Source organism: Methanoculleus sp. UBA430 (assembly GCF_002506585.1).
Taxonomy (GTDB): domain Archaea; phylum Halobacteriota; class Methanomicrobia; order Methanomicrobiales; family Methanoculleaceae; genus Methanoculleus.
The window spans coordinates 77106-98082 of the sequence record NZ_DAXW01000016.1 but is presented as its reverse complement, the minus strand read 5'-3'; the positions used below and the strand labels follow the sequence as shown (position 1 = coordinate 98082).

The 20977-nt window shown below is 63.6% G+C and carries 22 protein-coding genes and 1 pseudogene; 12 read left to right on the top strand and 11 right to left on the bottom strand.

The window, feature by feature from the left end; genetic code table 11:
• Positions 1 to 262 precede the first annotated feature (262 nt).
• Together BRA49_RS12210 and dapF are read left to right on the top strand one after the other, a co-directional pair.
• Positions 263 to 400: a hypothetical protein gene (locus tag BRA49_RS12210; RefSeq protein ID WP_292386375.1), complete on the top strand. Its 138-nt coding sequence runs from the start codon at positions 263 to 265 to the stop codon at positions 398 to 400.
• Between the two features lie 97 nt (positions 401 to 497).
• On the top strand, positions 498 to 1316 hold the full coding sequence (dapF, locus tag BRA49_RS12205; protein WP_292386659.1) for a diaminopimelate epimerase: 819 nt from the start codon (positions 498 to 500) through the stop codon (positions 1314 to 1316).
• Here dapF and radB read toward each other — a convergent pair.
• Together radB and larC are read right to left on the bottom strand one after the other, a co-directional pair.
• Positions 1303 to 1980 (bottom strand): DNA repair and recombination protein RadB, encoded by a 678-nt coding sequence (gene radB, locus BRA49_RS12200; protein ID WP_292386374.1) that lies wholly within the window; start codon positions 1978 to 1980, stop codon positions 1303 to 1305. The genes dapF and radB overlap by 14 nt on opposite strands.
• Positions 1977 to 3170: a nickel pincer cofactor biosynthesis protein LarC gene (gene larC / locus BRA49_RS12195; RefSeq protein ID WP_292386373.1), complete on the bottom strand. Its 1194-nt coding sequence runs from the start codon at positions 3168 to 3170 to the stop codon at positions 1977 to 1979. Before larC ends, radB begins: the two co-directional genes overlap by 4 nt.
• Before the next feature lie 46 nt (positions 3171 to 3216).
• On the opposite strand from larC, the gene BRA49_RS12190 reads away from it, so the two are divergent.
• Positions 3217 to 5634, top strand: coding sequence for a CDC48 family AAA ATPase (locus BRA49_RS12190; protein WP_292386371.1), 2418 nt, complete (start codon positions 3217 to 3219; stop codon positions 5632 to 5634).
• A 93-nt stretch (positions 5635 to 5727) separates the two neighbouring features.
• Here BRA49_RS12190 and BRA49_RS12185 read toward each other — a convergent pair whose 3' ends face one another.
• Positions 5728 to 7362, bottom strand: coding sequence for a S41 family peptidase (locus BRA49_RS12185; RefSeq protein ID WP_292386370.1), 1635 nt, complete (start codon positions 7360 to 7362; stop codon positions 5728 to 5730).
• A 133-nt stretch (positions 7363 to 7495) separates the two neighbouring features.
• Positions 7496 to 7963 carry a GNAT family N-acetyltransferase gene (locus BRA49_RS12180; RefSeq protein ID WP_292386369.1) on the bottom strand — a complete coding sequence of 156 codons (468 nt, stop codon included), beginning with the start codon at positions 7961 to 7963 and terminating at the stop codon, positions 7496 to 7498.
• 147 nt (positions 7964 to 8110) lie between these two features.
• Here BRA49_RS12180 and BRA49_RS12175 point away from each other — a divergent pair, with 147 nt between their 5' ends.
• Positions 8111 to 9652, top strand: a complete 1542-nt coding sequence (locus tag BRA49_RS12175; RefSeq protein ID WP_292386368.1) for a class I adenylate-forming enzyme family protein — start codon at positions 8111 to 8113, stop codon at positions 9650 to 9652.
• A gap of 73 nt (positions 9653 to 9725) precedes the next feature.
• Complete coding sequence (locus BRA49_RS12170) at positions 9726 to 10310, top strand: RAD55 family ATPase (protein ID WP_292386367.1); 585 nt, start codon at positions 9726 to 9728, stop codon at positions 10308 to 10310.
• Between the two features lie 86 nt (positions 10311 to 10396).
• Here the strand turns inward: BRA49_RS12170 and BRA49_RS12165 are convergent, their stop codons facing one another.
• The 4 genes and pseudogenes from BRA49_RS12165 to BRA49_RS12150 all read right to left on the bottom strand — a co-directional run bounded on the left by BRA49_RS12165 (position 10397) and on the right by BRA49_RS12150 (position 14660).
• Positions 10397 to 11299 (bottom strand): methionine synthase, encoded by a 903-nt coding sequence (locus tag BRA49_RS12165; protein ID WP_292386366.1) that lies wholly within the window; start codon positions 11297 to 11299, stop codon positions 10397 to 10399.
• 65 nt (positions 11300 to 11364) lie between these two features.
• On the bottom strand, positions 11365 to 12654 hold the full coding sequence (gene aspS, locus BRA49_RS12160) for an aspartate--tRNA(Asn) ligase (RefSeq protein WP_292386365.1): 1290 nt from the start codon (positions 12652 to 12654) through the stop codon (positions 11365 to 11367).
• Positions 12655 to 12795: 141 nt separating this feature from the next.
• A complete protein-coding gene (locus BRA49_RS12155) occupies positions 12796 to 13338 on the bottom strand; it encodes a pyruvoyl-dependent arginine decarboxylase (RefSeq protein WP_292386364.1) in 543 nt (180 codons plus the stop codon).
• A 432-nt stretch (positions 13339 to 13770) separates the two neighbouring features.
• Positions 13771 to 14660 (bottom strand): annotated as a pseudogene (locus tag BRA49_RS12150) (IS5 family transposase).
• Positions 14661 to 14904: 244 nt separating this feature from the next.
• Here BRA49_RS12150 and BRA49_RS12145 point away from each other — a divergent pair.
• The 6 genes from BRA49_RS12145 to nifU are packed head-to-tail and all read left to right on the top strand — an operon-like array spanning position 14905 to position 17579.
• A complete protein-coding gene (locus tag BRA49_RS12145) occupies positions 14905 to 15147 on the top strand; it encodes a sulfurtransferase TusA family protein (RefSeq protein WP_292386363.1) in 243 nt (80 codons plus the stop codon).
• 9 nt (positions 15148 to 15156) lie between these two features.
• On the top strand, positions 15157 to 15408 hold the full coding sequence (locus BRA49_RS12140) for a sulfurtransferase TusA family protein (RefSeq protein ID WP_292386362.1): 252 nt from the start codon (positions 15157 to 15159) through the stop codon (positions 15406 to 15408).
• A gap of 4 nt (positions 15409 to 15412) precedes the next feature.
• Entirely contained in the window at positions 15413 to 15643 is a 231-nt protein-coding gene (locus tag BRA49_RS12135) for a sulfurtransferase TusA family protein (RefSeq protein WP_292386361.1), read from the top strand.
• Between the two features lie 5 nt (positions 15644 to 15648).
• The gene (locus BRA49_RS12130; RefSeq protein WP_292386360.1) at positions 15649 to 16008 is read left to right on the top strand and encodes a DsrE family protein; all 360 of its coding nucleotides are present in this window, start codon (positions 15649 to 15651) and stop codon (positions 16006 to 16008) included.
• Between the two features lie 13 nt (positions 16009 to 16021).
• Positions 16022 to 17176 carry a cysteine desulfurase family protein gene (locus BRA49_RS12125; RefSeq protein WP_292386359.1) on the top strand — a complete coding sequence of 385 codons (1155 nt, stop codon included), beginning with the start codon at positions 16022 to 16024 and terminating at the stop codon, positions 17174 to 17176.
• Between the two features lie 13 nt (positions 17177 to 17189).
• Positions 17190 to 17579 carry a Fe-S cluster assembly scaffold protein NifU gene (gene nifU / locus BRA49_RS12120; RefSeq protein WP_292386358.1) on the top strand — a complete coding sequence of 130 codons (390 nt, stop codon included), beginning with the start codon at positions 17190 to 17192 and terminating at the stop codon, positions 17577 to 17579.
• Between the two features lie 5 nt (positions 17580 to 17584).
• Here the strand turns inward: nifU and cofD are convergent, their stop codons facing one another.
• Both cofD and BRA49_RS12110 read right to left on the bottom strand, forming a co-directional pair.
• Positions 17585 to 18487 (bottom strand): 2-phospho-L-lactate transferase, encoded by a 903-nt coding sequence (gene cofD / locus BRA49_RS12115; protein ID WP_292386357.1) that lies wholly within the window; start codon positions 18485 to 18487, stop codon positions 17585 to 17587.
• A gap of 73 nt (positions 18488 to 18560) precedes the next feature.
• On the bottom strand, positions 18561 to 19469 hold the full coding sequence (locus BRA49_RS12110) for a 2-phospho-L-lactate transferase CofD family protein (RefSeq protein WP_292386356.1): 909 nt from the start codon (positions 19467 to 19469) through the stop codon (positions 18561 to 18563).
• A 353-nt stretch (positions 19470 to 19822) separates the two neighbouring features.
• Here BRA49_RS12110 and BRA49_RS12105 point away from each other — a divergent pair, with 353 nt between their 5' ends.
• Positions 19823 to 20548 carry an SAM-dependent methyltransferase gene (locus tag BRA49_RS12105; protein WP_292386355.1) on the top strand — a complete coding sequence of 242 codons (726 nt, stop codon included), beginning with the start codon at positions 19823 to 19825 and terminating at the stop codon, positions 20546 to 20548.
• A gap of 130 nt (positions 20549 to 20678) precedes the next feature.
• Here BRA49_RS12105 and BRA49_RS12100 read toward each other — a convergent pair whose 3' ends face one another.
• On the bottom strand, positions 20679 to 20975 hold the full coding sequence (locus BRA49_RS12100; protein ID WP_292386353.1) for a hypothetical protein: 297 nt from the start codon (positions 20973 to 20975) through the stop codon (positions 20679 to 20681).
• Positions 20976 to 20977 lie beyond the last annotated feature (2 nt).

The following is a 20977-nucleotide window of genomic DNA, read 5'->3' as shown; positions in this document are numbered from 1 at the left end:
TCGAGCACCTCAAAGCCGGCCTGAACAGGCAGGAGCCCGTCACCATCACGCTCGGAGGGCTTCCGTCCTCGAAGGGCGGCAAAGGCGTACCGCTTTCAAGTTTCACTGCCGCCACAAAGAGTCTGATACGGGAACGCTACCTCTACCCCAACGGGTCTCTCATCGGTTTCGGCCACGATCTTGACGGGTATCTCCGGGTGAGAGCATCTGGAACAGCCCGCCCCCGCCGGAGAACGTCTCCTCGATAGAAGCGGTGTATGCGATGCTTGATACGCGGGCAAGGGAGATGGGGATCGAGGATATCCCAGTGAAGTTCACGGTATTCACCTCTCCGCCGGAGCTGGTCCTTGGCCCTCAAATGGATATCACATGGTGGATGCGTCTATGCGGTGCAACGTGAGGAAGCCATAATCCCCGGCGCCGCATCCCCCCACGAACCCCCACGGTTTATCACCCGCCGCTCCCAATACCTACGATAGAGAGGCTACACTATGGAGATGGAGCTCGGGTTTACCAAACTGCAGGGAAACGGCAACGACTTTATTCTGATCGACGAATTCGAACAGGAAGCCATCCCCGAGGATATGAAGGGAGGGTTCGCGGCACTCTACTGCGACCGCAGGTTCGGCATCGGTGCCGACGGTATCCTCTTCCTTCAGGCGTCCGATAAAGCCGATGCCCGGATGAGGCTCTTCCAGCCCGACGAGAGCGAGGCCGCGATGTGCGGAAACGGCATCCGGTGCCTCGCGAAGTACGCCTATGACGCCGGCTACGTGAAAGAGTCCTGCTCGATCGAGACCGGGGCCGGGGTCGTCCCGGTGACGATGGGCTACGCGGACGACGAGTTCACCGCGACGATCACCATGCCGACGCCCGCGTTCGAGCGGAGCGCCATCCCCGCTGCCGGAAACGGCGAATATAAAGAGGAGATCCGCAACTTCACCGTCTACGCCGCGAATACCGGCGTTCCTCACGCCGTTGTCTTCGTCAATGAGATCGGCGCCGTCGACATCGCCACCGCCGGCCCGGCGATCCGGAACCACCCCACCTTCCTTGAGGGCGCGAACGTCAACTTCGTCGAGGTTGCCGGCGACGGCACGCTCCGGATCCGGACGTTCGAGCGCGGCGTCGAGGACGAGACCGAGAGCTGCGGCACCGGCGCCACCGCGTCCGCCGCGGTCGCCCGTCATCTCGGCAAAGCCGGGAATGCGGTGAGGGTCGAGACAAAAGGCGGCCCGCTCGTCATCCGCTTCGGGGAGGCCGTCACCATGGAAGGCCCCGCCGAGATGGTTTTTGAAGGTTTTATACCGTTCTGATACCGTCTTCGATGATCACAAAATCGAACGAGAGCCCTTCCGGCCGGGACCGGTGCTTCCGGAGCATCGCCCGCCGGACACTATCCTTCTTTTCGAGCCTGATAATGGCCTTCGAGATATGTTCAAGCGCCGTCCCCCCAAGACCCGCGACCCGGTCCCGTTCCACGTCCATATAGATCTGGTTGGTGATCAGGACCGGGATGTCGTACTTCTTCGCAAGCCCGAGGAGTTTGATCATATGGTGCGAGAGTTTCCGCACCGCCTCCCGCCCGAGGTCGAGTTCGGTTCGGTAGAGGGCGGTCGCTGAGTCCATCACCAGGAGATCGACGGGGGCGCCGTCCCTCTTCCGGAGCAGTCCTTCCGCATCGGCTATCATCGCCCCCTGCTGGGCGAAATCGATCGGCTCGAAGAGGTAGAGTCGGTCGGCGAACGCCCCGGCGTTCTCCCCGGCGATCTGGGTGAACCGCTCCACCGAGAACCCTTCGGTATCGATGTAGACGACCGAGTTTCCGGACCTGAGAGAGGCCACCACCGCCATCAGGCAGAACGTGCTCTTGCCGCTCGCGGGCTCGCCGTAGATCTGGGTGATCGTCCGCCGCTCAAGCCCGCCGCCCAGCAGGTCGTCGAGGGCCTGGCTCCCCGTGCTGACCCGTTCCGGCTTCATGGCACAAGCACACCCCGCTCGATGAAGCGTGCTCGTGCAGCCGCTTCGACCGTCCCGGCAACCTCCCGGAGCGGGATCCCGAGATCCCGGGCACAGGCCGCCGCCTGCTCGTACTCCGCCTTGAACGAGGTGATCTTCCCTCCCGACCAGCCGCACTTGACGTCGATTGTGTACTCCCGGCCGCGGATCGTCACCGTCACCGGTTCAATCGTCCGTTCGGCGACCGCCCGGTGGACCATCGGCAGGCACCGTATCCCGAGCGTCCCGAGTTCGGCGGCCATCACGCCCACGAGGCGGTCGGTTGCGTCGGGCGGCGAGATCACCCGGACGAGATGGCCGCTCCGCCCCTTCTTCATCACGACGGGAGTAGCACTTACGTCCCGTGCCCCCTCCTCCATCAGGCGGCCGATCGTGTAGGCGAGGGCCTCCCCGGTGACGTCGTCGACGTTCGTCTCCAGGATGTCGACCCGGTCGCCGGCTACGCGGTCTTCTGTCGCAAGGAGTATCGAGCGGAGGACGTTCGGTTTTCCCGGCGGGTCCCTGCTCCCCGCTCCGTAGCCGACCGCCCGAATCCCCGTCGGGCCAAGATCCTCCGACCGGATCGTTGCGAACTCGGCGAGGAGAGCGGCGCCCGTCGGAGTGCAGAGCTCCCGCTCCTCGTTCCCGGGGACGGTCTTAAGATCCGACCCGGCGAGGATCGCCACGGTCGCCGGGGCCGGGATCGGGAAGGTGCCGTGTGCCCCGACCGCAAACCCTCTCCCGAGGGCGACCGGGAGGACGGCGACCCCGTCGGGGGAAAGGGAGTACAGGGCAGTGCAGGCCCCCACCACGTCGGCGACGGCGTCGTCCGCACCCACCTCGTGGAAATGCGCTCCGGGCCCGTGGATACTCTCCTCGGCCCGGTGTATCCGGAGAAATACTCTCCGGGCCATCTCCCGTGCAGGGGCAGGAGCGTCGCTCTCGGCCACCCGGTCGAGCACCTCGTCGAGGGTGCGATGAACGACCGGGGCATGCGCTCTCACCCGGACGGCCCGGATGCCGGAGCGGTCTACCCGTTCTATTGTCGGTTCCCCGACGACGGAACGCATTGCCGCCCGGACAAGCCCTTCATCGGCCCCCAGATCGAGCAGAGAGCCGATGATCATGTCGCCCGCGGCCCCGTTGAACGGGTCGAAGAGAAGTGTGTTCATGCGCCTCCAGTACTTATAAATCCCCGAAATATAAGAACTAGAGGTAATGCCCGAGATATACTTGAAGGTGGATAGCGCTTATCCGGAGGATCAGGGGGCGGGCAAGGCACGGCTTGACCCCGACACCATGCTGCAGCTCCGGCTCAGCCCCGGAGACCTTGTTGCTATCGAAGGAAAGCGTCGCACCGTGGCCAAGGTCTGGCGTGCCATGGTGAACGACTGGCACCAGGGGAAGGTCCGGATCGATAATTTTACCCGGCTCAACACCGGCGCCAGCATCGGGGACCGGGTGAAGATAAAGACGCTGGACGAGGAGGTCGAGGCGAAACGGGTGGTGCTCGCACCTCCAGAGGACCTCCCCAAGCAGCTCCCCATCAACTACGGCAGCGTCGTCAACAAACTGATCGACTTTCCGATCGTCAAGAACGATTCCGTGCCGATCCAGGCGGGGCTCCCGTTCATGCAGCCCCAGCTCGTCGCGTTCAAGGCCGTGGTGGTCGAGCCGGAGAACGCCGTCATCATCACCAAGAACACGAAGATCGAGTTCTCCGAGAAGCCGGCGGCCGGGTTTGAGGGCGTCAAAAGGATCAGCTACGAGGACATCGGCGGCCTGAAGGGCGAACTGCAGCGTGTCCGCGAGACGATCGAGCTCCCCATGCGCCATCCGGAGATCTTCCGGAAGCTCGGGATCGAGCCCCCGAAGGGCGTCCTCCTCTACGGCCCGCCGGGAACCGGGAAGACCCTGATCGCGAAGGCGGTCGCAAGCGAGAGCGGGGCACACTTCATCTCGATCGCGGGGCCGGAAGTGATCTCGAAGTACTACGGTGAATCCGAGCAGCGGCTCCGTGAGGTCTTTGAAGACGCCCGGCAGCATGCGCCGGCCATCATCTTCATCGACGAGCTCGACTCGATCGCTCCCCGGCGTGAAGAGGTGACCGGGGAGGTCGAGCGGCGCGTGGTGGCCCAGCTCCTGACGATGATGGACGGACTGGAGGAACGGGGGCAGGTCGTGGTGATCGGGGCCACGAACCGGCTCGACGCCATCGACCCCGCCCTCCGCCGGCCCGGCCGGTTCGACCGGGAGATCGAGATAGGAGTCCCCTCAGAGGACGACCGGACCCAGGTACTCCACATCCACACCCGCGGTATGCCGCTTGCGGACGACGTGGCGATCTCCTCCATCGCCCAGCAGACCCACGGATTTGTCGGGGCGGACCTTGCCGCCCTCGCCCGAGAGGCGGCAATCAAGGCGTTGCGGCGCTACCTCCCGGAGATCGACCTGGAGGCCGAGGAGATCCCGCCGGAGATCCTCGAGAAGATGGAGGTGCAGGGCAGGGACTTCCGCGACGCCCTCCGTGACGTGGGCCCGAGCGCCATGCGGGAGGTCCTCCTCGAAGTGCCGCACACCGTCTGGGAAGATGTGGGAGGGCTTGAAGAGGCAAAGCAGGATGTCCGCGAGGCGGTGGAGTACCCGCTCACCGAGCGCGAGCGGTTCGAGAATCTCGGTATCGAGCCCCCGAAGGGTGTCCTCCTCTACGGCCCCCCGGGGACCGGAAAGACCCTGATTGCAAAAGCGGTCGCGAGCGAGAGCGGGGCGAACTTCGTGCCCGTGAAGGGTCCCCAACTCCTCTCGAAGTGGGTGGGCGAGAGCGAGCGGGCGGTCCGCGAGATCTTCAAAAAGGCCCGGCAGGTGGCACCGTCCATCATCTTCTTCGACGAACTCGACGCCCTCGCCCCTGCCCGGGGCGGTGGGACCGAGTCGCACGTCATCGAGAGTGTCTTGAACCAGATCCTGACCGAGATCGACGGCCTTGAGGAACTCAGGGGCGTCGTCGTGATGGGAGCGACCAACCGTCCCGACATGGTCGACCCGGCGCTGCTCCGGCCCGGACGGTTCGACCGGCTCGTCTACATCGGCGAGCCCGGACGAGAAGACCGGGAGAAGATCCTCGCCATTCACACCCGGTACATGCCGATCGAGGGCTCCACCGTCGAAGACCTCGTGGCGATGACGGAGGGACTCGCCGAGAACGGGATCGAGGACCTGATCCTCGCCGTCGGGGCCAACCGCCGGGTGAACGTCGAAGATTTGAGGCAGCATCGCGCTGCGATTCAGGCAAACGAAGATGAAGGGCTCCGGAGCCATCTCCGGAGGAAGAAGCTCGTCGACCTCCTCGCCCAGCAGAGCGTGACCCTCGACGATCCCGCACGAGCCCGGCTCCTCAAGAAGGTATCGACCGATACCGAGGGGTTCGTCGGCTCGGACCTCGAGGCGCTCGGCCGGGAGGCGGCCATGCTCGCGATGCGCGAAGGCGTCGCGGTCGTGAACCAGACGCACTTTGACCGGGCACGGGAGAAGGTGCACGCGACGATGAACGAGCGGCTCCGGCAGTATTACGGGAAGGTGCAGCAGCACTTCAAGGGCGGGCTCCCGAAGGAGATCCAGCCGCCGGAATACCAGTGAGCGGATCTTCGGGGGGAGACCCCCGGAGAACTCTTTTTTGTACGGGCTGAACGGTCTCCGTTACGCATCATGGGGATGGGGTAATCCCCGCCCTCACCGCCGGCCGCACCAGACCGCGACGCCCATAAGCGCCGCAAGCACGGCAGCCCACCCGGCCGCAGCCTGTGTCGGCACCGCCAAAGGCTCCGCGGTCGTGCTCTCCGCCTGCGTCCAGATCCACTCGACCGCATACGAGAGCTGGACATCCTCCCCGGCCATCGCCCGTGCCAGGGTCTCCTCGTTCATCGGCATCCGGGCCGTCGGGGCGACCCCGCCGGCCAGCGACGCGTTGCTGTCGACCTGTATCCGGCCGTGCTCATCGAGCGACGCACCCGCCGGGAAGGCGGTCATGACCCCGAGAGGGAGCACCGGGCCGAGGGACTCCATCCCGAACGCCCCGTTCGTCCCATACCACGAGATGATCGCGCCCGTCCCGGATTCCGCAAAGACCTTCGGGAGGCCCTCGCCCGAGCTGATGGTGTAAGGGCTGACGAGGAGGGCAACCGGGCCCGCGTAGCGGTCGGGCCGGGGCTTGCTCCAGGACTCCCAGAGAACCGCCTGCTCCCCGGTCCCGGGGTCGTAGGTGGTGCCGTACTCGTAGAAGACCGGCCGGTCCACGAACCAGCCGGCGTAGGCGGCGGCCAGGTTGTCGTCCCCGCCCCGGTTGAACCGGAGGTCGACGACGATGCCGGGCGCACCGTCGGCGATGGCACCCTCCACCGCCGCCCTGAAGGGCTGGTAGACGTTATAGGACTCTTCGTAGACAGCGATGTAAGCGATGCCTCCGGGGAGGGTCCGGGCGGTCACGCTCTCGTTCGTGATCATCGCCTTGAGCTCCGCCGACGATCCGGCCGCTCCGTCGTTCACCTCGCGGCCGAGGAAAATGCTCGTCCGGGCGAGGGTCTCGTAGCCGTCGTCCGTCGCCGTCAGGTTGATTGTGCGGGGGACGGAATCCTCCGGGCCGGCGATGCCGACGGTTGCCGGGGTCCCGACCGGCGCCCGGGTCAGGAACCGCAGTTTGTGGAGGAGGATGCCCTCGGCGGTCGAGGGCTTGACCGGGGTCCAGATGATCGAGGTCGCGTTGATCGCCTCCCCGACCGGCCGGCCGTTCCAGGAGACCACCTCGTCGCCGAACCGGATCCCTGCCCGCTCGGCCTCGCTCCCGTCCGCGACGCACATCGCGATCACCTTTCCGGAATCGAGCCGTGCGACGGCGAGCCCGTAACCCCCGCCGATATCGGCATGCTTCGTCCCGAAGTCGTCGGGAGAAAGGACCAGGACGTGCCCGTCGGGGATGGCATACACGAACTCGCGGAGCGTCCGGTAGTAGGCGGCGTTATCCCGGGTCTTCTCGGCGTCCGCGATCTCCGGCGCGTAGGCCGCATACAGGGCGTCCCAGTCGACGCCGCGCCACTCCGTGAAGGCGTAGCGCTCTTCCATATAGGCGCACGCCTCGCGGAAGGCGTCGCTCCAGGACCTGCTGCTGAGATCGGGAGCCTCCGTCAGGTTCGCCATGATGGGCGCGTACGACGCCGTCAATTCCTCGTTGTAGGCCGTCTCGTTGTTCCGCTCAAACGGGATGGAGGCGTCCATCCATACCGTCCCGCAGGAGTCGGTGTAGAGGCCGGCGAATGCCGGCAACGTTATGGAGAAGAGAAGCAGAACCAGCAGGGCCAGTCCTGCCCTCATACCGCGTAAGTTTCTTGCATGCACGATCTTCTACCTTAGATATCAATTTTGTGCAGCGTGATTTGGGTTTTGCGGTTTTTGCGGCAGTTTTTGGCCGGCGTCCGGAAAGATTGCCGGGACAGGGAGCCCGGGGTCACCAGCCGCCCGGCGGCGGATACGCGATCAGCCCTTCCTTGACGCCCCGGACGAACCCGGCCTTCTCGTAGAGCCGGAAGACGTTTTGCTCCCTCCGGCCGGTCAGAAGCATCACCTTGTAGCAGTTCTTCCCCCACGCACGGTCCAGGGCATGGGCGAGGAGGGCCGTCCCGAATCCCCGGTTCCGGAACTCACGGTGCGTCACGACGTTCTCAATGAGGCCGTAGGGACGTGCGCCCCGCGTAAGGTTCTGGAGGATGTGGAGGACGCACGAGGAGACCGGCACGCCCCCGTGCTCGAGGATGAAGAGACAGGTCCGGGGGTCGGCGAGGATAGCCTCCCATGCCGCCTGGAGCGTATGAACATCAGCGCTCTCATCGGCGTCGTGCATATGGGTGTAGAGGGAGAGGACCGGGTTCAGGTCTTCGGAGACGGCCTCGCGGACGAGTGGCGTGTCGCTCTGCATATACCCCGGTTCTCCCTCTCCGGTAATCTCCTTTTGGTTTTACCCGCCGGGGTCCCGACCGCTCCCATATCCCCGGGGGCAACCTATTTACAGCACTATGCGCAAGCATATACATTAAAGCGCAACCCTGTAACACGGAGCCCCTCCATGCCGAACTGCACCACGTTTCTCGACGCCAACGCCTGTAACCCCACAAAAACCGCTCTCGTCGTCCCCTCCCGGGGGGAGTCCTATACCCGCGCCGACCTCCTCGACCTGGTCGCCCGGGCCGCAGGCGGCCTCCTCGCCCTCGGGATCGGGCGCGGGGAGCGGGTCTGCATCTATCTCGACAGTTCGCCGGAGTACCTCATCACCTACTTTGCCCTCTGGCGGATCGGCGCCGTCGCGGTCCCGACGAACCGGGTCTACCGGGAGAACGAGGTCCTCTACGCCGTCCGCGACGCAGGAGCCGCCGCCGTCATCACCGACGTCGAGGGTGCCGCCCTCGTCGGCCGCATCCGCGACCGGGCCCCAACACTCCGGCACGTCGTCGCCGTCGGCGGGGATGCCGCGGGCGCAATCCCCTGGGTTGACCTCCTCCGTGCCGAACCGTGCCGCCGTGCCGCCCACTGCCGGTTCGACGACCTCTGCCAGATCCAGTACACCTCCGGGACCACCGGAAAGCCGAAAGGCGCCATGCTCACCCACGGAAACTGGATCGCGGCAATGGACGCCGAACGGGACGTCCTCCGGATCACCCCCGACGACATCTACCTCGGCATCTACCCGATGGGGCACGTCGGCATCAGCTGGGGCGTCGCCACCCTCCGGGCCGGCGGGACCTACGTCGTCATGGAGCGGTTCGACCTTGACCGCTACCTCGACCTCGCCCATGAGCACCGGGCGACGATCGTCGCCGGGATGCCGCCGGTGATCCACTCACTCCTCCAGACCCCGCCGGGGACCGAAGCGGCGCTCGCCACCGCACGGGCGATGATCAGCGGCGGCGGCCCCCTGACGCCCGGCGTCTGGAAACCCTTCCACGAGCGGTTCAAGATCCCGGTCGTCAACGCCTACGGCCTCTCCGAGACGGTCGTCGTCGGGACCGGGACCGCCATCCGCCCGGAGCACTACGCGACCGCCGACGAATTCCGGAGTGTCGGCACCCCGGTCGGCTTTTCGGAGGTGAAGATCGTGGACGCGAACGACCCCGATCGGGAGCTCGAGGCCGGTGAGGACGGGGAGATCGCTCTCCGGGGACCCGGGGTGGCGCTCGGCTACTGGCAGATGCCGGAAGAGACCGCCGCCACCTTCCTCCCTGAGGGCTGGTTCCTGACCGGCGATGTCGGCCACCTGGATGCGGACGGGATGCTCTACATCACCGACCGCAAAAAGGACATGATCGTCATGTCGGGCTGGAAGGTCTACCCGACCGAGGTCGAGGACGTCCTGGTCCAGCACCCGGCCGTCCGCGACGCGGCGGTCTTCGGGTGCACCGACGAGCACCGGGGGGAGGTCCCGGTGGCGGTGGTGGTCCCCGCCGGAGAGGGCGTCGCCGCCGAAGATATCCTCGCCTTCGCCCGCGAACACCTCGCGGGCTACAAGGTCCCCCGCCGGATCATCTTCACCGCCGAGATCCCCCGGGTGAACGGGTGGAAACTCCTCAGGAAGCGCCTGCGGGAAGAATACTGCACCGCCAGCGGTGCGTGAAGCCGTACCCGACGGGTAGTATTAAGAAACGGGCCGTGAATAGATAGTCCCGAGAGATAGCCGAGGTACAGACGTGGCAAACACCACCAGACGTTCGACGGGGATTGCGGGCCTTGACCTTGCGCTCGACGGGGGGTTCCCGCCGGGCACTCGCATCATCATCTCCGGATCTCCTTTAAGCGGCCTTGAACTCCTGGCGCAGCAGTTCTGGCAGGCCGGAGAGAAAACAGGCACCTACCTGATGCTTGATGCCGTGCCGACCGAGGAGATGACCGACGCACGGGGGATGGACGCCGTAACGCTCGCCGGAGCCATGCAGGGAGAGCGGATCGTCGTGGACTCACTCTCCACGCTGATCGCCGACCGGGGGATCAATGCAGCCACCCGGTTTGTCCTCGAGGATACCCGGGGGATCGTTGATTCCGGGGCAACCATCGTCTACCTCCTCTACACCGGTCTCCACAGCCCCCTCGAGGAGGCGCGGATGATGCGTGCCGCCGACATCTTCATCACCCTCAGACACCAGGTCCACGGCAACGAGTTCGAGCGGACGCTCGCCATCGAGAAACTCAAGGGTGCGGACGTGCCGCAACGGGTGATCCCCTACCACATCATCGCCAGGGGCCTCGAACTCTCGACGACCTCGCGGGTGGTCTAGGCCGGGACCCGCCTTCGCGCCACACAAAGACCTTCGGTCTTCTCAAACTCGCTTACGCTCGCACTTCGCGTGAGACGGTGGAAGGCTCAGTCCGGATACCCGGCCCGGACCTCGCCTGCCGCAGCGACCATATTCTTCAGTTTTCCAGACGCGGCTTCGCGTGACTGCATCCGGAGGCCGCAGTCAGGGTCAAGGAGCATGGCTTTCGCCGAAAAGACGTCGACTCCGGCCTCGATCCGTTTGCGAATAACCTCGACGCTCTCGATCGCGGGGCTCGCCGAGTCCACGCAGCCGTAGCCGACCATCCGGCCACGGAGATCCTTTGCCGAGAGCACCTCGATGTTATGAGGATTATTCGCAAACTCAAAATCGAAGATGGCGACATTCGTCTTCAAGACATCGTCGATGACCGCCTCCAGATTTCCGCAGACGTGGAGGCAGACGGGCACCCGGAGCCGGGCGGCGATCGCGTTGACCGCCTCGCGGCCGACGGCGAGGTTTGCCGCCCCCGTCGAGAAGATCGGCTCGTCGATCTGGAGGAGCGCGACCCCGGCGTCCTGGAGGTAGCCCGCCTCGACCGCGAGCGCCTGGGCGAGGTCCTGGACCAGTTCGTCTTTGTTCCGGTAGAACGGCGTCTCGATCGAGAGCCCGTGCGCAAGCGTGCTCGGCCCGGTGAGGATCCCCTTCACCTTCGGGTGCCGGGAGAGGGCGTACTTCGTGTCTGCGAGGGTGATCGCCTGCCGGGCGGGCTCGACCTTCCCGACGACCGACGACCCCCGGATGCCGGGGAGGTGGGAGGTGAAGGCCCGGATCATGTCGCTCCGGACCTGGCCGTCCGAGATGATATCGATCCCGGCGCTGATCTGGTCGGCGACCGCTGTCTCCACCGCGTGCTTCAGCGGGTCCATGCGGGCGAGAAGCCCGGAGCCTTTCACCACCGGGTAACTCCCGACAACGGTGGTCGGGAGACACGTGCTTATCAGGGTCATGGGGTCACGGCCTGTGCCGGTCAGACGGCTGGCAGATAACTGCTACGTCGCCGGTGTAATTAAACTCATGGGGTCAGTCTGTGCCGGTCGCGGGGGAAGAGCACCGCCTCGCGGATGTTAGGGAGGTCGAGCATCGTCATCACCAGGCGCTCGATGCCGAGCCCCCACCCGGCGTGCGGGGGCATGCCGTAGCGGAACGTCTTTAAGTAGAACTCGAAACTCTCCGGGGAGAGGCCTTTTGCGCGGATCCGCTCCACGAGGAGGTCGTAGTCGTGGATACGCTGGGCACCGGAGGAGAGCTCCATCCGGGGATGCATCATGTCGAAGGCCTTGCAGAACTCCGGCCTCTCCGGGTAGGGCATCGCGTAGTAGGGCCGGATATCGGTCGGCCAGTCGACAATGAAGTAGTGCTGTCCGACCGTATCGCCGATCGCCCGCTCGGCAGCCGGGGAGAGGTCGTCGCCGAAGGTGAGTTTCTCCTCGATCGTTCTGTTCGCGATCTCGATGGCTTCCGTATAGGGGATCCGGGGGAACGGCTTTGCCGGGGTCTTGAGGTCGACACCGAGTTCTGCGAGCTGTTCGGCGCAGTTCTCCCGGACATACTCGTAGACGTGGACGATCAGGTCCTCAAGGAGCACCATGACGTCGTTGTGGTCGGCAAACGAGACCTCGAGATCGAGGCTCGTCGCCTCGTTGAGGTGCCGGACGGTGTTGTGCTCCTCGGCGCGGAAGATGGGGCCGAGCTCGAAGACCGCCTCGAACCCGGCAGCCATCATCATCTGCTTATAGAGCTGCGGGCTCTGATTCAGGAACGCCTCCTTCTCGAAGTAGGCGATCGGGAAGAGTTCCGTGCCGCCCTCGGTCGCCGCCGCGACGACTTTGGGGGTGGTGATGTTGATGCAGCCTCTTGAGGCGAGGAACGCGGTCGCGGACGAGGTCACCGCCGAGCGGATGAAGAAGATAGCGCGGACACGCGGTTTCCTCGCATCCAGGAACCGGGAGTCGAGCCGGGTATCCATCTCAGCGGGCACCTTCTCGGCGACGTCGAGGGGGAGCGGGCTCCCTGCGAGGCTAACGATCTCGAGTTCGTCCGGGACTATCTCGCGCCCGCCGGGAGCCTTCTCGATCGCCTTCACCCTGCCCTGGACCCTGACCACAGACTCTTTTGAGACGTTCCTGGCGACATCGAGGATCTCTGCCGTGACCTTCTTCTTGGGGATGGTCACCTGGATGATACCGGTCCGGTCACGGATCAGGAAGAATGCGAGTCCTCCGAGATCGCGGACCTCATGCACCCAGCCGATGACCTCGGCAGATTCGGTTGTCGGGGTTACGGCCCGTATTGGTAGACGCATATGAAAAACCTGGATACAATGTGGGTCCCGGGAGGTATTTTGTCTTGCGCTCCAGCCCGGGAGAGCGCTTCGGTGGATGGCCGGAAGTGGCCGGCCCCGGCAGCGGGCGGGAAAAAGACGACTGCCGGAGAGGGTGCAGCGTTACAGGAAGACTGCTGCGGCGATGACCGTCGTCCAGCGGCCGTCCATAACCCCTTCAGCCGCCTGGCAGGTGTGAGTCGTGTTGATGATCCGGCCGCTTGCTTTGTAGATCTGCTCCCGTTCCTGCCACGCCTGGTCGGGATCGAACTCGATGCCGAGCGTTGTCGCAAGCATGGTTGCCGCAAGGTCTTCGGCATATTCGCCCGAGACTTCCGCTGTCTCGCCGAAGGCGTGGTGCTCGGAGAGGTAGCCGTAGGCGTTGCTCTCCTTGGGCATCGCGTGGCCGATGGCGGCTGAGGCGAGCCTGCTCGGCTCGTTGGTCTCGTTCCGGGCCATGACGACGTAGACGATGCTGCCCGGCGAGAGGTCCTTTAGACCCTCCTCTGGCGAGATCAACTGGCAGTTCGGAGGAAAGATACTCGAGACGTAGACCAGATTGTACTTCTCGATGCCCGCCTGCCGGAGGGCCAGCTCAAATGACGCCAGTTTGTCTTTGTGGATACCCACACCCTTCGTAAAGAAACACTTGGTCGGAACGAACATTAAGGATCTTCTTATCGTTTGAGTTTTTTAAAATTTTCGGTAATAACAAGCACAATTTGAGAACGGAGCAAAATTTTCACCCAATATGCCATTAGAGATAAAATGTGCAGGCAAATGGCAAAATAACCGAAAAAATAAGGGTTTCCCCGGTGCTCCAGGACGACCGCAACGACGATCGAGGTCGCCGGTCTTCTCCTGCAAAAGAGCCTGAACAGAAATCGGCGATAGAACCGTCCAGATAGGAAACTCTTGCGGATCTGCAGGGAGAGCGACGGTGCGCGCCCACAGAGCCCGACCGCCGCACCGGGGAGATCGGTCTTCTCCGGCTGATACATGACGGCAGAACACGGAGTCGGACTCCCGGAGCCTCCGGGGCCGGCCGACCCCATCCCCTCCTGTCGACGCCCCTCCGGATGCTGTGTTGCATAATCCCTATGATGCTTGTCCTCCTGCCAGAGCCAGCATTCTATTATAGCAGTTCACCTTCATCCGGATTTCACGAAACATGCCCTCCTGCGATGTCGCCTGTACTCCTTCCCCGAAGATCCGTTTGAAGCCGGAGAAGAACCCTTCGACCTTCCACCGCATACCATACGTGACTACCCGCGACCACCTCGGATATCCGCCCCATCGGTTTCGGTCTCGAACACATTCAGCCCGATAGGGCGACCCGGTCGAATGCGTCGCGGCATCAACCCGAGTCTTGATGCCGGAGGCGATCCTCCGCTGTTCGAGGGTGTTGAAGAGTTCGTTCCGGTCGTAGGCGCCATCGGCGAGCACCCGGTACACCGGATGTTCCTCGCTCCCGTGCTGCTGGGTTTGGTCGAGGAGCGGGATGAACATCTGGTCATCCTGTACGGATTCATCGGTGATCTCCAGTCCGAGAGCCTGGTTGGTCTCGACGTCGATCATGGCGTGCAGTTTGATCCAACCGCGGCTGACCCGCCACTTCTCGCGCATCCACTCCCCCCGGTTCGTGACCTTGATCCCGGTGCTATCCGCGGCGACGATGATATCCTCACCGAGGAGCTCGGGAACAACCGGTAACGAGAGATCGAGACGCTGGATCCGGCGGAAGAGCGTGGTATAATCGGCTGCTTTGAGGCCGGGAATGAATGCTGCGAGTCTCCGGACAAATCCTTCCATCTGGCGGTAGGGCATCTGCAGGAAGGTGTGAATCCCGACCATCCACGCAATGAATGACTCAGGATACTGAAACGGCCGACCACGCTTGCCGGCGTTCATCTGGGAGAGATGCTCATCCCACCGATCAATGAAGTCCAAAGAAAGGTAAAACTCGCCGCGCTTGACCAGGAGTGTATTATATATACTCCAGTCGCGATTGTCAGGGTACGGGCGTCCCCAACGTTCGGTTCTTGGCATGAAGGGGCGGAAGGGACGTCCGGCACCTTTTCTGTTTGGGTCGAAGAAGCAGAGTTATGCAACACTGCACCTCCGGAGGAACGCTTATAAGGGAGGGTGCATGATCCGGTGCAACCGGGAGTGTACCGTTGACACGTCACGGCACCCGGGTTCCCACGCGCCCCACAACGGATGGTAACGGACATGGATCTGAAAGATAAACCCATGGCGGTCGTGGACTGTATCGGGTTCTACTGCCCCATGCCGATCACGATGACAAAAGAGGCAATCGAGAAGCTCGACATCGGAGAGGTGCTCATGGTCGAGGCAGACGATCCTGCCGCGGAGGAGGATATCCGGCGCTGGGCAGACCGGGTGGGTCATGAGATCGTGAAGTTCGAGAAGGATGACGGGGTCATGAGGTTCTGCATCCGGAAGATGAAGTAGGTGATACGAATGATGTATGCGGATAAGACCGTGAGCTGCGTGGGCATCTGCCAGTCGCCCATGCTCTCGATCGAGACCGGGATGGACGTGCTCAACGCAGGCCAGATCCTGCAGGTGACAACCGACAAACCGGACCTTGTCGAGACGGTCAGGTCCTGGGCCGGTGAGAAAGGACATACGATCGAGGAGGAGCACGTCGCCTCGGGCGTGACCACACTCATCCTGCGCAAGGGAGCGGCGGCCACGACAGAGGCACGGTGAGCGGATGGACGCCGACGGCTACGTGGACGCGAGAGGAGCCTACTGCCAGGCGCCGATCACCCTGCTCAAGGAGGGGATGGACGGGCTCGTCAGCGGTGGCATCCTGAAGGTCGAGATGGACAACGCGCCCACAGAGGAGGATGTCAGGGTCTGGGCACGGAGGATGGGCCACGAAATCCTGGGCGAGGAGAGGGAGGGGGAGAAGACCACCTTCTCCATCCAAAAACGGGGCTGAGATGTATGGCACGGATACTGTATATCCAGACGAGCGGCGCCGACACCCCGGAGAGGTTGTATGCGCCGTTCGTTCTCGCAATGACGGCACGTTCGATGGACATGGACGCCGACATCTACTTCATGATCAAGGGGGTGACGGTCGTCAAGAGAGGCGCAGCAGAGCAGATCCAGGCCGGAAACTTCCCGAAACTCTCGGAGATGCGGGACCAGGCGATCGCCGCGGGGGCAAAGATCTACATCTGCGAGCAGAGCACCCAGCTCCTCGGGCTTGAGCGGGGGGACTTCATCGAGGAAGGGAAGGTCGTCGGCGCCCTGACGTTGAACGATCTTGCGGTCGATGCTGACGCGGTCATCACGTTCTGAGAGGCTGGAGAAGATGGAGGAACGGATCTACCTCGACCACGCAGCGGCGATGCCGGTCCACCCGGGGGTCGCCCGGTTCTGCAGGCAGTTTCCGGACGGCTTTGCCGGCAACCCCTCCACGATCTACCGGGAGGGGCTCCAGGCACAGGAGGCCGTCGCCACGGCGCGGGAGAGGGTGGCAGCGCTCGTCGGCACGAGCGCCCCGGACTCGATCATCTTCACGAGCGGAGCCACCGAATCGAACAACATCGCTATCCGGGGAGCGGCGCTCCGGAACCGGAAATTCGGGAAGAGAGTCGTTGCAAGCGCCACCGAGCACATATCGGTCCTGAATCCGGCAAAAGACATCCAGAAGGGCGGGTTTGCCCTCACGCTGGCTCCGGTCGACCGCTTCGGCACGATCGACCTCGATGCCCTCGCAGCGGCGGTCACACCGGGGACCGTCATCACATCGATCCACCACGCAAACAATGAGATAGGGACAATTCAGCCGATCCGGGAGGTGTCGGCGATCGTCCACGAACAGGGCGGGCTCCTCCACGTAGACGCCACCGATGCCGCGGGGAGGATACCGATCGACGTGGAGCGTGACGGCATCGACCTTCTCACCCTCTCCGGAAACCAGCTCGGCGGACCGGACGGGGTCGGGGCGCTCTACATCCGCCCCGGTGTCCGGGTCCAGCCGGTCCTCGTCGGGGGCGGGCAGGAGCGCGGCCTCCGGCCCGGGACCGAGAACGTCTTTGCGATCGCCTGTATGGGGGAGGCGGCCCGGCTTGCAGGGGAGGAGATGGCCGGGGAGAGCAAGCGCCTTGCCGCGATCCGGGACCGGCTGATTGCCGGGATCACGGGTATCGAGGAGGCTTACCTGACCGGCCACCCGGAAGAGCGCCTCCCGCACCACGCGAGTTTCCGCTTCTCCCGGATCGAGGGCGAGAGCATCCAGCTCGCCATGGACATGCTCGGGATCGCGGTCGCCACCGGGTCGGCGTGCACTTCCAGGACACTCGAAGCCTCCCATGTCCTCCTCGCCATCGGGCTCGCCCACGCCGAGGCGCATGGGTCGATGGTCGCGACGCTCGGGCGCAGAAACAGCATGGACGAGGTGCCACGAATCGTCGGGGCAGTCGGAGAAACAGTTAAACGCCTCCGGGCTATTACACCGTTATAGAGAGGTAAGAGGTATGGCAGACCAGATCGGCTACAGCCAGAAAGTGATGGAGCACTTCATGAACCCGCACAACGTCGGGGTGATCGAGAACCCGGACGGCTACGGCAAGGTCGGCAACCCCGTCTGCGGGGACATCATGGAGATCTTCATCAAGGTCAAGGACGACGTCATCGAGGACATCCGGTTCAGGACGTTCGGGTGCGGATCGGCAATAGCCACGAGTAGCATGGTGACCGACATGGCCAGGGGAAAGACGCTTGAGGAGGCGCTGAAGATCACCCGCGACGATGTGGCGACCGAACTCGAGGGGTTGCCGCCAAAGAAGATGCACTGCTCGAACCTCGCGGCGGATGCCCTCCACGCGGCGATCGAGGATTACCGGGAGAAACAGAAGAAAGAGTGATCGGGTCAGCACCCGTAGATCAAGGTCAGGATGGTCTTTGCGAGGTCGAGACTCTTGCCCCGGTTGACCATGAGGGTATCCAGGCGGAGAGCCCCTTGAAGCCCGACCGGGTCCCGGATATCCTGGATGAAGAGATCCGCAAAGTCCTCGTAGAGGCTGCAGGTTCCGGCGGATGAGGCCTCTTTTCCGAAGGCCCGCATCAGGGCCGCCGCCGGGCCGCTGACCGGCGCGTCGCCGATGAAGGGGCTGACGGCGATGACGCGCTTGTTGCGGAGCGCCTCCCGCACCCCGGCGCACTCGAGGATCGGCGATATGCTCGTGACCGGGTTGCTCGGTCCGACCACCACGGCATCGCTCGCCTCGATCGCCCGGATAACCTCGGCGGTCGCGACGGGCGGCTCCCGGAACCGCCGAAAGACACCCTCGATCGCCACGTCTCCCCGGTGCTTCACCCAGTACTCCTGGAAGTGCATCTCTCCGCGGTGGGTGCGAACGTAGGTCGTCACGACAGAGTCGGTCATCGGGAGGATGGTAGCCTTGACCCCCAACCTCCTGCAGAGCGTCGTGGTCGCCTCGGTGAGCCGCACGCCGCTCCGGAGCATCTCCCCGCGCGCAACGTGGACCGCCCGGTCCTGGTCCCCGACGGCGATGAACTCCTCGATGCCGAGTCTCGCGAGGAGGTCGTGAGTGATGTAGGAATCGTCACGGATCCCCCACCACCGGCCGGTATCGAGGATGCCCGCGAAGAGGTACATGACCGTATCGATATCGGGTGAGAGGTGGTTGCCGGAGAGCCACGTGTCCTCGGCTGTGTTGACGACGACGGCGATCTCCCGCTCGTCCAGCAACTCCTGCATGCCGCGGAGGAGCTTCGGGGTCCCGGTTCCGCCCGAGAGGAAGGTTATCATTTGATAATTAGCGTATCTGGTACAACCGTATATGTAATTTACCAATTATGCCGGGAAGTACACCGCACCCGGTTTACGAAACCGTCTGCCGGATGACCGCCATGATGTCCCAGGCGAGCGACTCGGCCTGCCGCTCGTGGAGGAGGCGGGTCTCGAGGCGGAGCGAGCCCGCGACCTGGTCCGGGTCGTGGAGGCTCTGGACGAAGACGTCGACGAAGTCCCCATAGAGCCGGAAGACCCCCGGCGATGTCGGTTTCTCGCCGGCGGCGTACATCAGGGCGGCGTCCTTTTGGTCAGCCGCGACGTCGCCCCGGAACGGCGAGACCGCGACGACGAAGGCATCGCAAAGGAGAGAGCGCATCCCCTCGCAGTCGAGGATGGGGAGGACGCTTGCTGCCGGGTTCGCCGGGCCGATGACCACGGCGTCGCTTTCCTCGATCGCCGCCCGCACCTCGTCCGTGACCGGAGGGCGAGCGGGTCCGGTGCGGATGAGTTCCCGCACCTCGGTATCGCTGCCGGCGGCCGTCCGGTAGGTGAAGAGCGGGAGGCGCTCGGTCCCGGTATCGACCAGGACGGAGGCCTCCGCGTCGGTCGCCGGGAGGACGGTCGCCCCGATGTTGAGCGCCCGGCACTGGACCCCGACCGCCTCCGTGAGGCTCATCCCCTGCGAGAGAAGTCCCGCCCGGGCGATCTGGACGGCCCGGGCCCGGTCGCCGACCGGGAAGGGCTCGCCGCCCCCGACCTTCGGGAGGTAGTTGTGGGTGGCGTAGGTGTCCCCCTTGATCCCCCACCACCGGCCGGTATCGAGGATGCCGGCAAAGAGGTAGACGGCCGTATCAGTTTCGGGAGCGACGTGGCTCCCCGAGACCGTGCAGTTCCCGGCGGTGGAGGCGACCACGGCGATCTCGGAATCGTAGAGGATCTGCCGGGCGCCCCGGATGAGAGGGAGCGCCCCGGGCCCGGCCGAGAGGAAGGTGATCATGGCTGAATGCCTTTTATGTGGGGCGTCCGGGGGGTTAACAGTTTCATCCTACGCGGCGTGGGGGATGTGAGACCGGGGCGGACGGGGGTTGTTGATGCTTGCGACTTAGGGGTCCCAATTATCTACGGGAATCCGTCTCTTCGTCGCTGTCCCGGCACTCAGCCTCCCGATGACCGCAAAAGCCGTCGGGCAGTGCTGCCTCCCCGACCCGACATGGTTCCCGGCGGTCCGCGTCGCAGTGCCGGCCGCGGGGGCGCCCATCTACGGGGTCCGGGTGCACCGGGAGCCGGAATAAATGAGCGATTAAAAATCTGATAAGAGATATAAGGCGAAAATGAGAAAGGAAGAATATCATGTATCCATTTACAGACCGGTTCATGTCTAACGCTGAAAATGTCGAGTTCCTGAAAGCCACGATGATGGGGCCGAACGCCATGCGGGTGTCAGAGGAACTGTCGTCGCACCTGAAGATCGATGAGAATATGCGAGTCCTCGACCTCGGCTGCGGGCAGGGTCTATCCACGCTGTTTCTGGTGAAAAAATACGGCGCGTCCGTCTTCGCCGCCGACCTCTGGATTTCGCCGACTGAAAACTACGAGCGTTTCCGATCTCTCGGGATTGACGATAAGGCCGTTCCGATCTCCGTAGACGCGACTAAGGGGCTGCCTTTCGCAGACAGATACTTTGATCTGCTGTTCAGCGTGGACGCTTACCATCATTTCGGCGATACGGAGGAGATGCTTCCGTCGCTCATTCCTTTCGTGAAGAAAGGCGGCTATATTGCCGTGGCGATTCCCGGCATAAAGTATGAGTTCGGGGAGAATGTCCCTGACGAGATGAAGCCGTTCTGGAACGATGAGGTGGCAAGGACCATACACTCCCTTGACTGGTGGAAGGAGCTATGGAGCAGGGAAAAGGGCATTGAGATACTTGACATCCGCGAGATGCTCTGCTGTAACCAGGCGTGGGATGAATGGCATACCGCGTACTGGGAGGGGATCGAGGAAGACATAAAGATGAGGAAGGCTGAAAACGGAAACTACTATAATCTCATTCAAATGATTGCCAGAGTGATCTAACCTGTTTGCTGTACGAGAGAGAACCCTGTCGGCGTATTGGCAGGTGACGGATCAGCGCCGTAGAGCCTGAGGACCTGCCTCAATAGAGGGAGGGTGAAACAGGAAGCCCCGCCCTGAAGGGCGGGGTAGTTCACTTCCGCTGCTTGAGCCACTCGTCGTATTGCTGCAGATGCTCCATCATGGTGCAGGCGAGTGCCCTGAATGCCTCGGGCGACAACCGTGCATCAAGTATCACCCTCTTTTGAATTTTATCCGTGTAAATATCCCCGTTCGGACTGATTTTGAATTCAGGCTGATCGTAGGTCAGTGCCAGCTGGCCGAAGTTCGGGTTTAGCGTTACGATAGCGCCGTCGATGTGAACCGTCCTGAACTCAGGGTCCATCACGATCTCAAGTTTCAACGCTTGCTCCGGGTCTTCTGCAGCCATGT

Excerpts from the sequence above, each read along its gene's own strand:
- BRA49_RS12190 (WP_292386371.1), top strand. The coding sequence starts at position 3,217 with ATGCCCGAGATATACTTGAAGGTGGATAGCGCTTATCCGGAGGATCAG.
- BRA49_RS12105 (WP_292386355.1), top strand. The coding sequence starts at position 19,823 with ATGTATCCATTTACAGACCGGTTCATGTCTAACGCTGAAAATGTCGAG.
- BRA49_RS12145 (WP_292386363.1), top strand. The coding sequence starts at position 14,905 with ATGGATCTGAAAGATAAACCCATGGCGGTCGTGGACTGTATCGGGTTC.
- radB (WP_292386374.1), bottom strand. The coding sequence starts at position 1,980 with ATGAAGCCGGAACGGGTCAGCACGGGGAGCCAGGCCCTCGACGACCTG.
- BRA49_RS12185 (WP_292386370.1), bottom strand. The coding sequence starts at position 7,362 with ATGAGGGCAGGACTGGCCCTGCTGGTTCTGCTTCTCTTCTCCATAACG.
- BRA49_RS12130 (WP_292386360.1), top strand. The coding sequence starts at position 15,649 with ATGGCACGGATACTGTATATCCAGACGAGCGGCGCCGACACCCCGGAG.
- BRA49_RS12135 (WP_292386361.1), top strand. The coding sequence starts at position 15,413 with ATGGACGCCGACGGCTACGTGGACGCGAGAGGAGCCTACTGCCAGGCG.
- cofD (WP_292386357.1), bottom strand. The coding sequence starts at position 18,487 with ATGATAACCTTCCTCTCGGGCGGAACCGGGACCCCGAAGCTCCTCCGC.
- aspS (WP_292386365.1), bottom strand. The coding sequence starts at position 12,654 with ATGCGTCTACCAATACGGGCCGTAACCCCGACAACCGAATCTGCCGAG.
- BRA49_RS12140 (WP_292386362.1), top strand. The coding sequence starts at position 15,157 with ATGATGTATGCGGATAAGACCGTGAGCTGCGTGGGCATCTGCCAGTCG.
- BRA49_RS12175 (WP_292386368.1), top strand. The coding sequence starts at position 8,111 with ATGCCGAACTGCACCACGTTTCTCGACGCCAACGCCTGTAACCCCACA.
- BRA49_RS12110 (WP_292386356.1), bottom strand. The coding sequence starts at position 19,469 with ATGATCACCTTCCTCTCGGCCGGGCCCGGGGCGCTCCCTCTCATCCGG.
- BRA49_RS12100 (WP_292386353.1), bottom strand. The coding sequence starts at position 20,975 with ATGGCTGCAGAAGACCCGGAGCAAGCGTTGAAACTTGAGATCGTGATG.
- BRA49_RS12165 (WP_292386366.1), bottom strand. The coding sequence starts at position 11,299 with ATGACCCTGATAAGCACGTGTCTCCCGACCACCGTTGTCGGGAGTTAC.
- BRA49_RS12210 (WP_292386375.1), top strand. The coding sequence starts at position 263 with ATGCTTGATACGCGGGCAAGGGAGATGGGGATCGAGGATATCCCAGTG.
- BRA49_RS12180 (WP_292386369.1), bottom strand. The coding sequence starts at position 7,963 with ATGCAGAGCGACACGCCACTCGTCCGCGAGGCCGTCTCCGAAGACCTG.
- BRA49_RS12155 (WP_292386364.1), bottom strand. The coding sequence starts at position 13,338 with ATGTTCGTTCCGACCAAGTGTTTCTTTACGAAGGGTGTGGGTATCCAC.
- BRA49_RS12125 (WP_292386359.1), top strand. The coding sequence starts at position 16,022 with ATGGAGGAACGGATCTACCTCGACCACGCAGCGGCGATGCCGGTCCAC.
- dapF (WP_292386659.1), top strand. The coding sequence starts at position 498 with ATGGAGCTCGGGTTTACCAAACTGCAGGGAAACGGCAACGACTTTATT.
- nifU (WP_292386358.1), top strand. The coding sequence starts at position 17,190 with ATGGCAGACCAGATCGGCTACAGCCAGAAAGTGATGGAGCACTTCATG.
- larC (WP_292386373.1), bottom strand. The coding sequence starts at position 3,170 with ATGAACACACTTCTCTTCGACCCGTTCAACGGGGCCGCGGGCGACATG.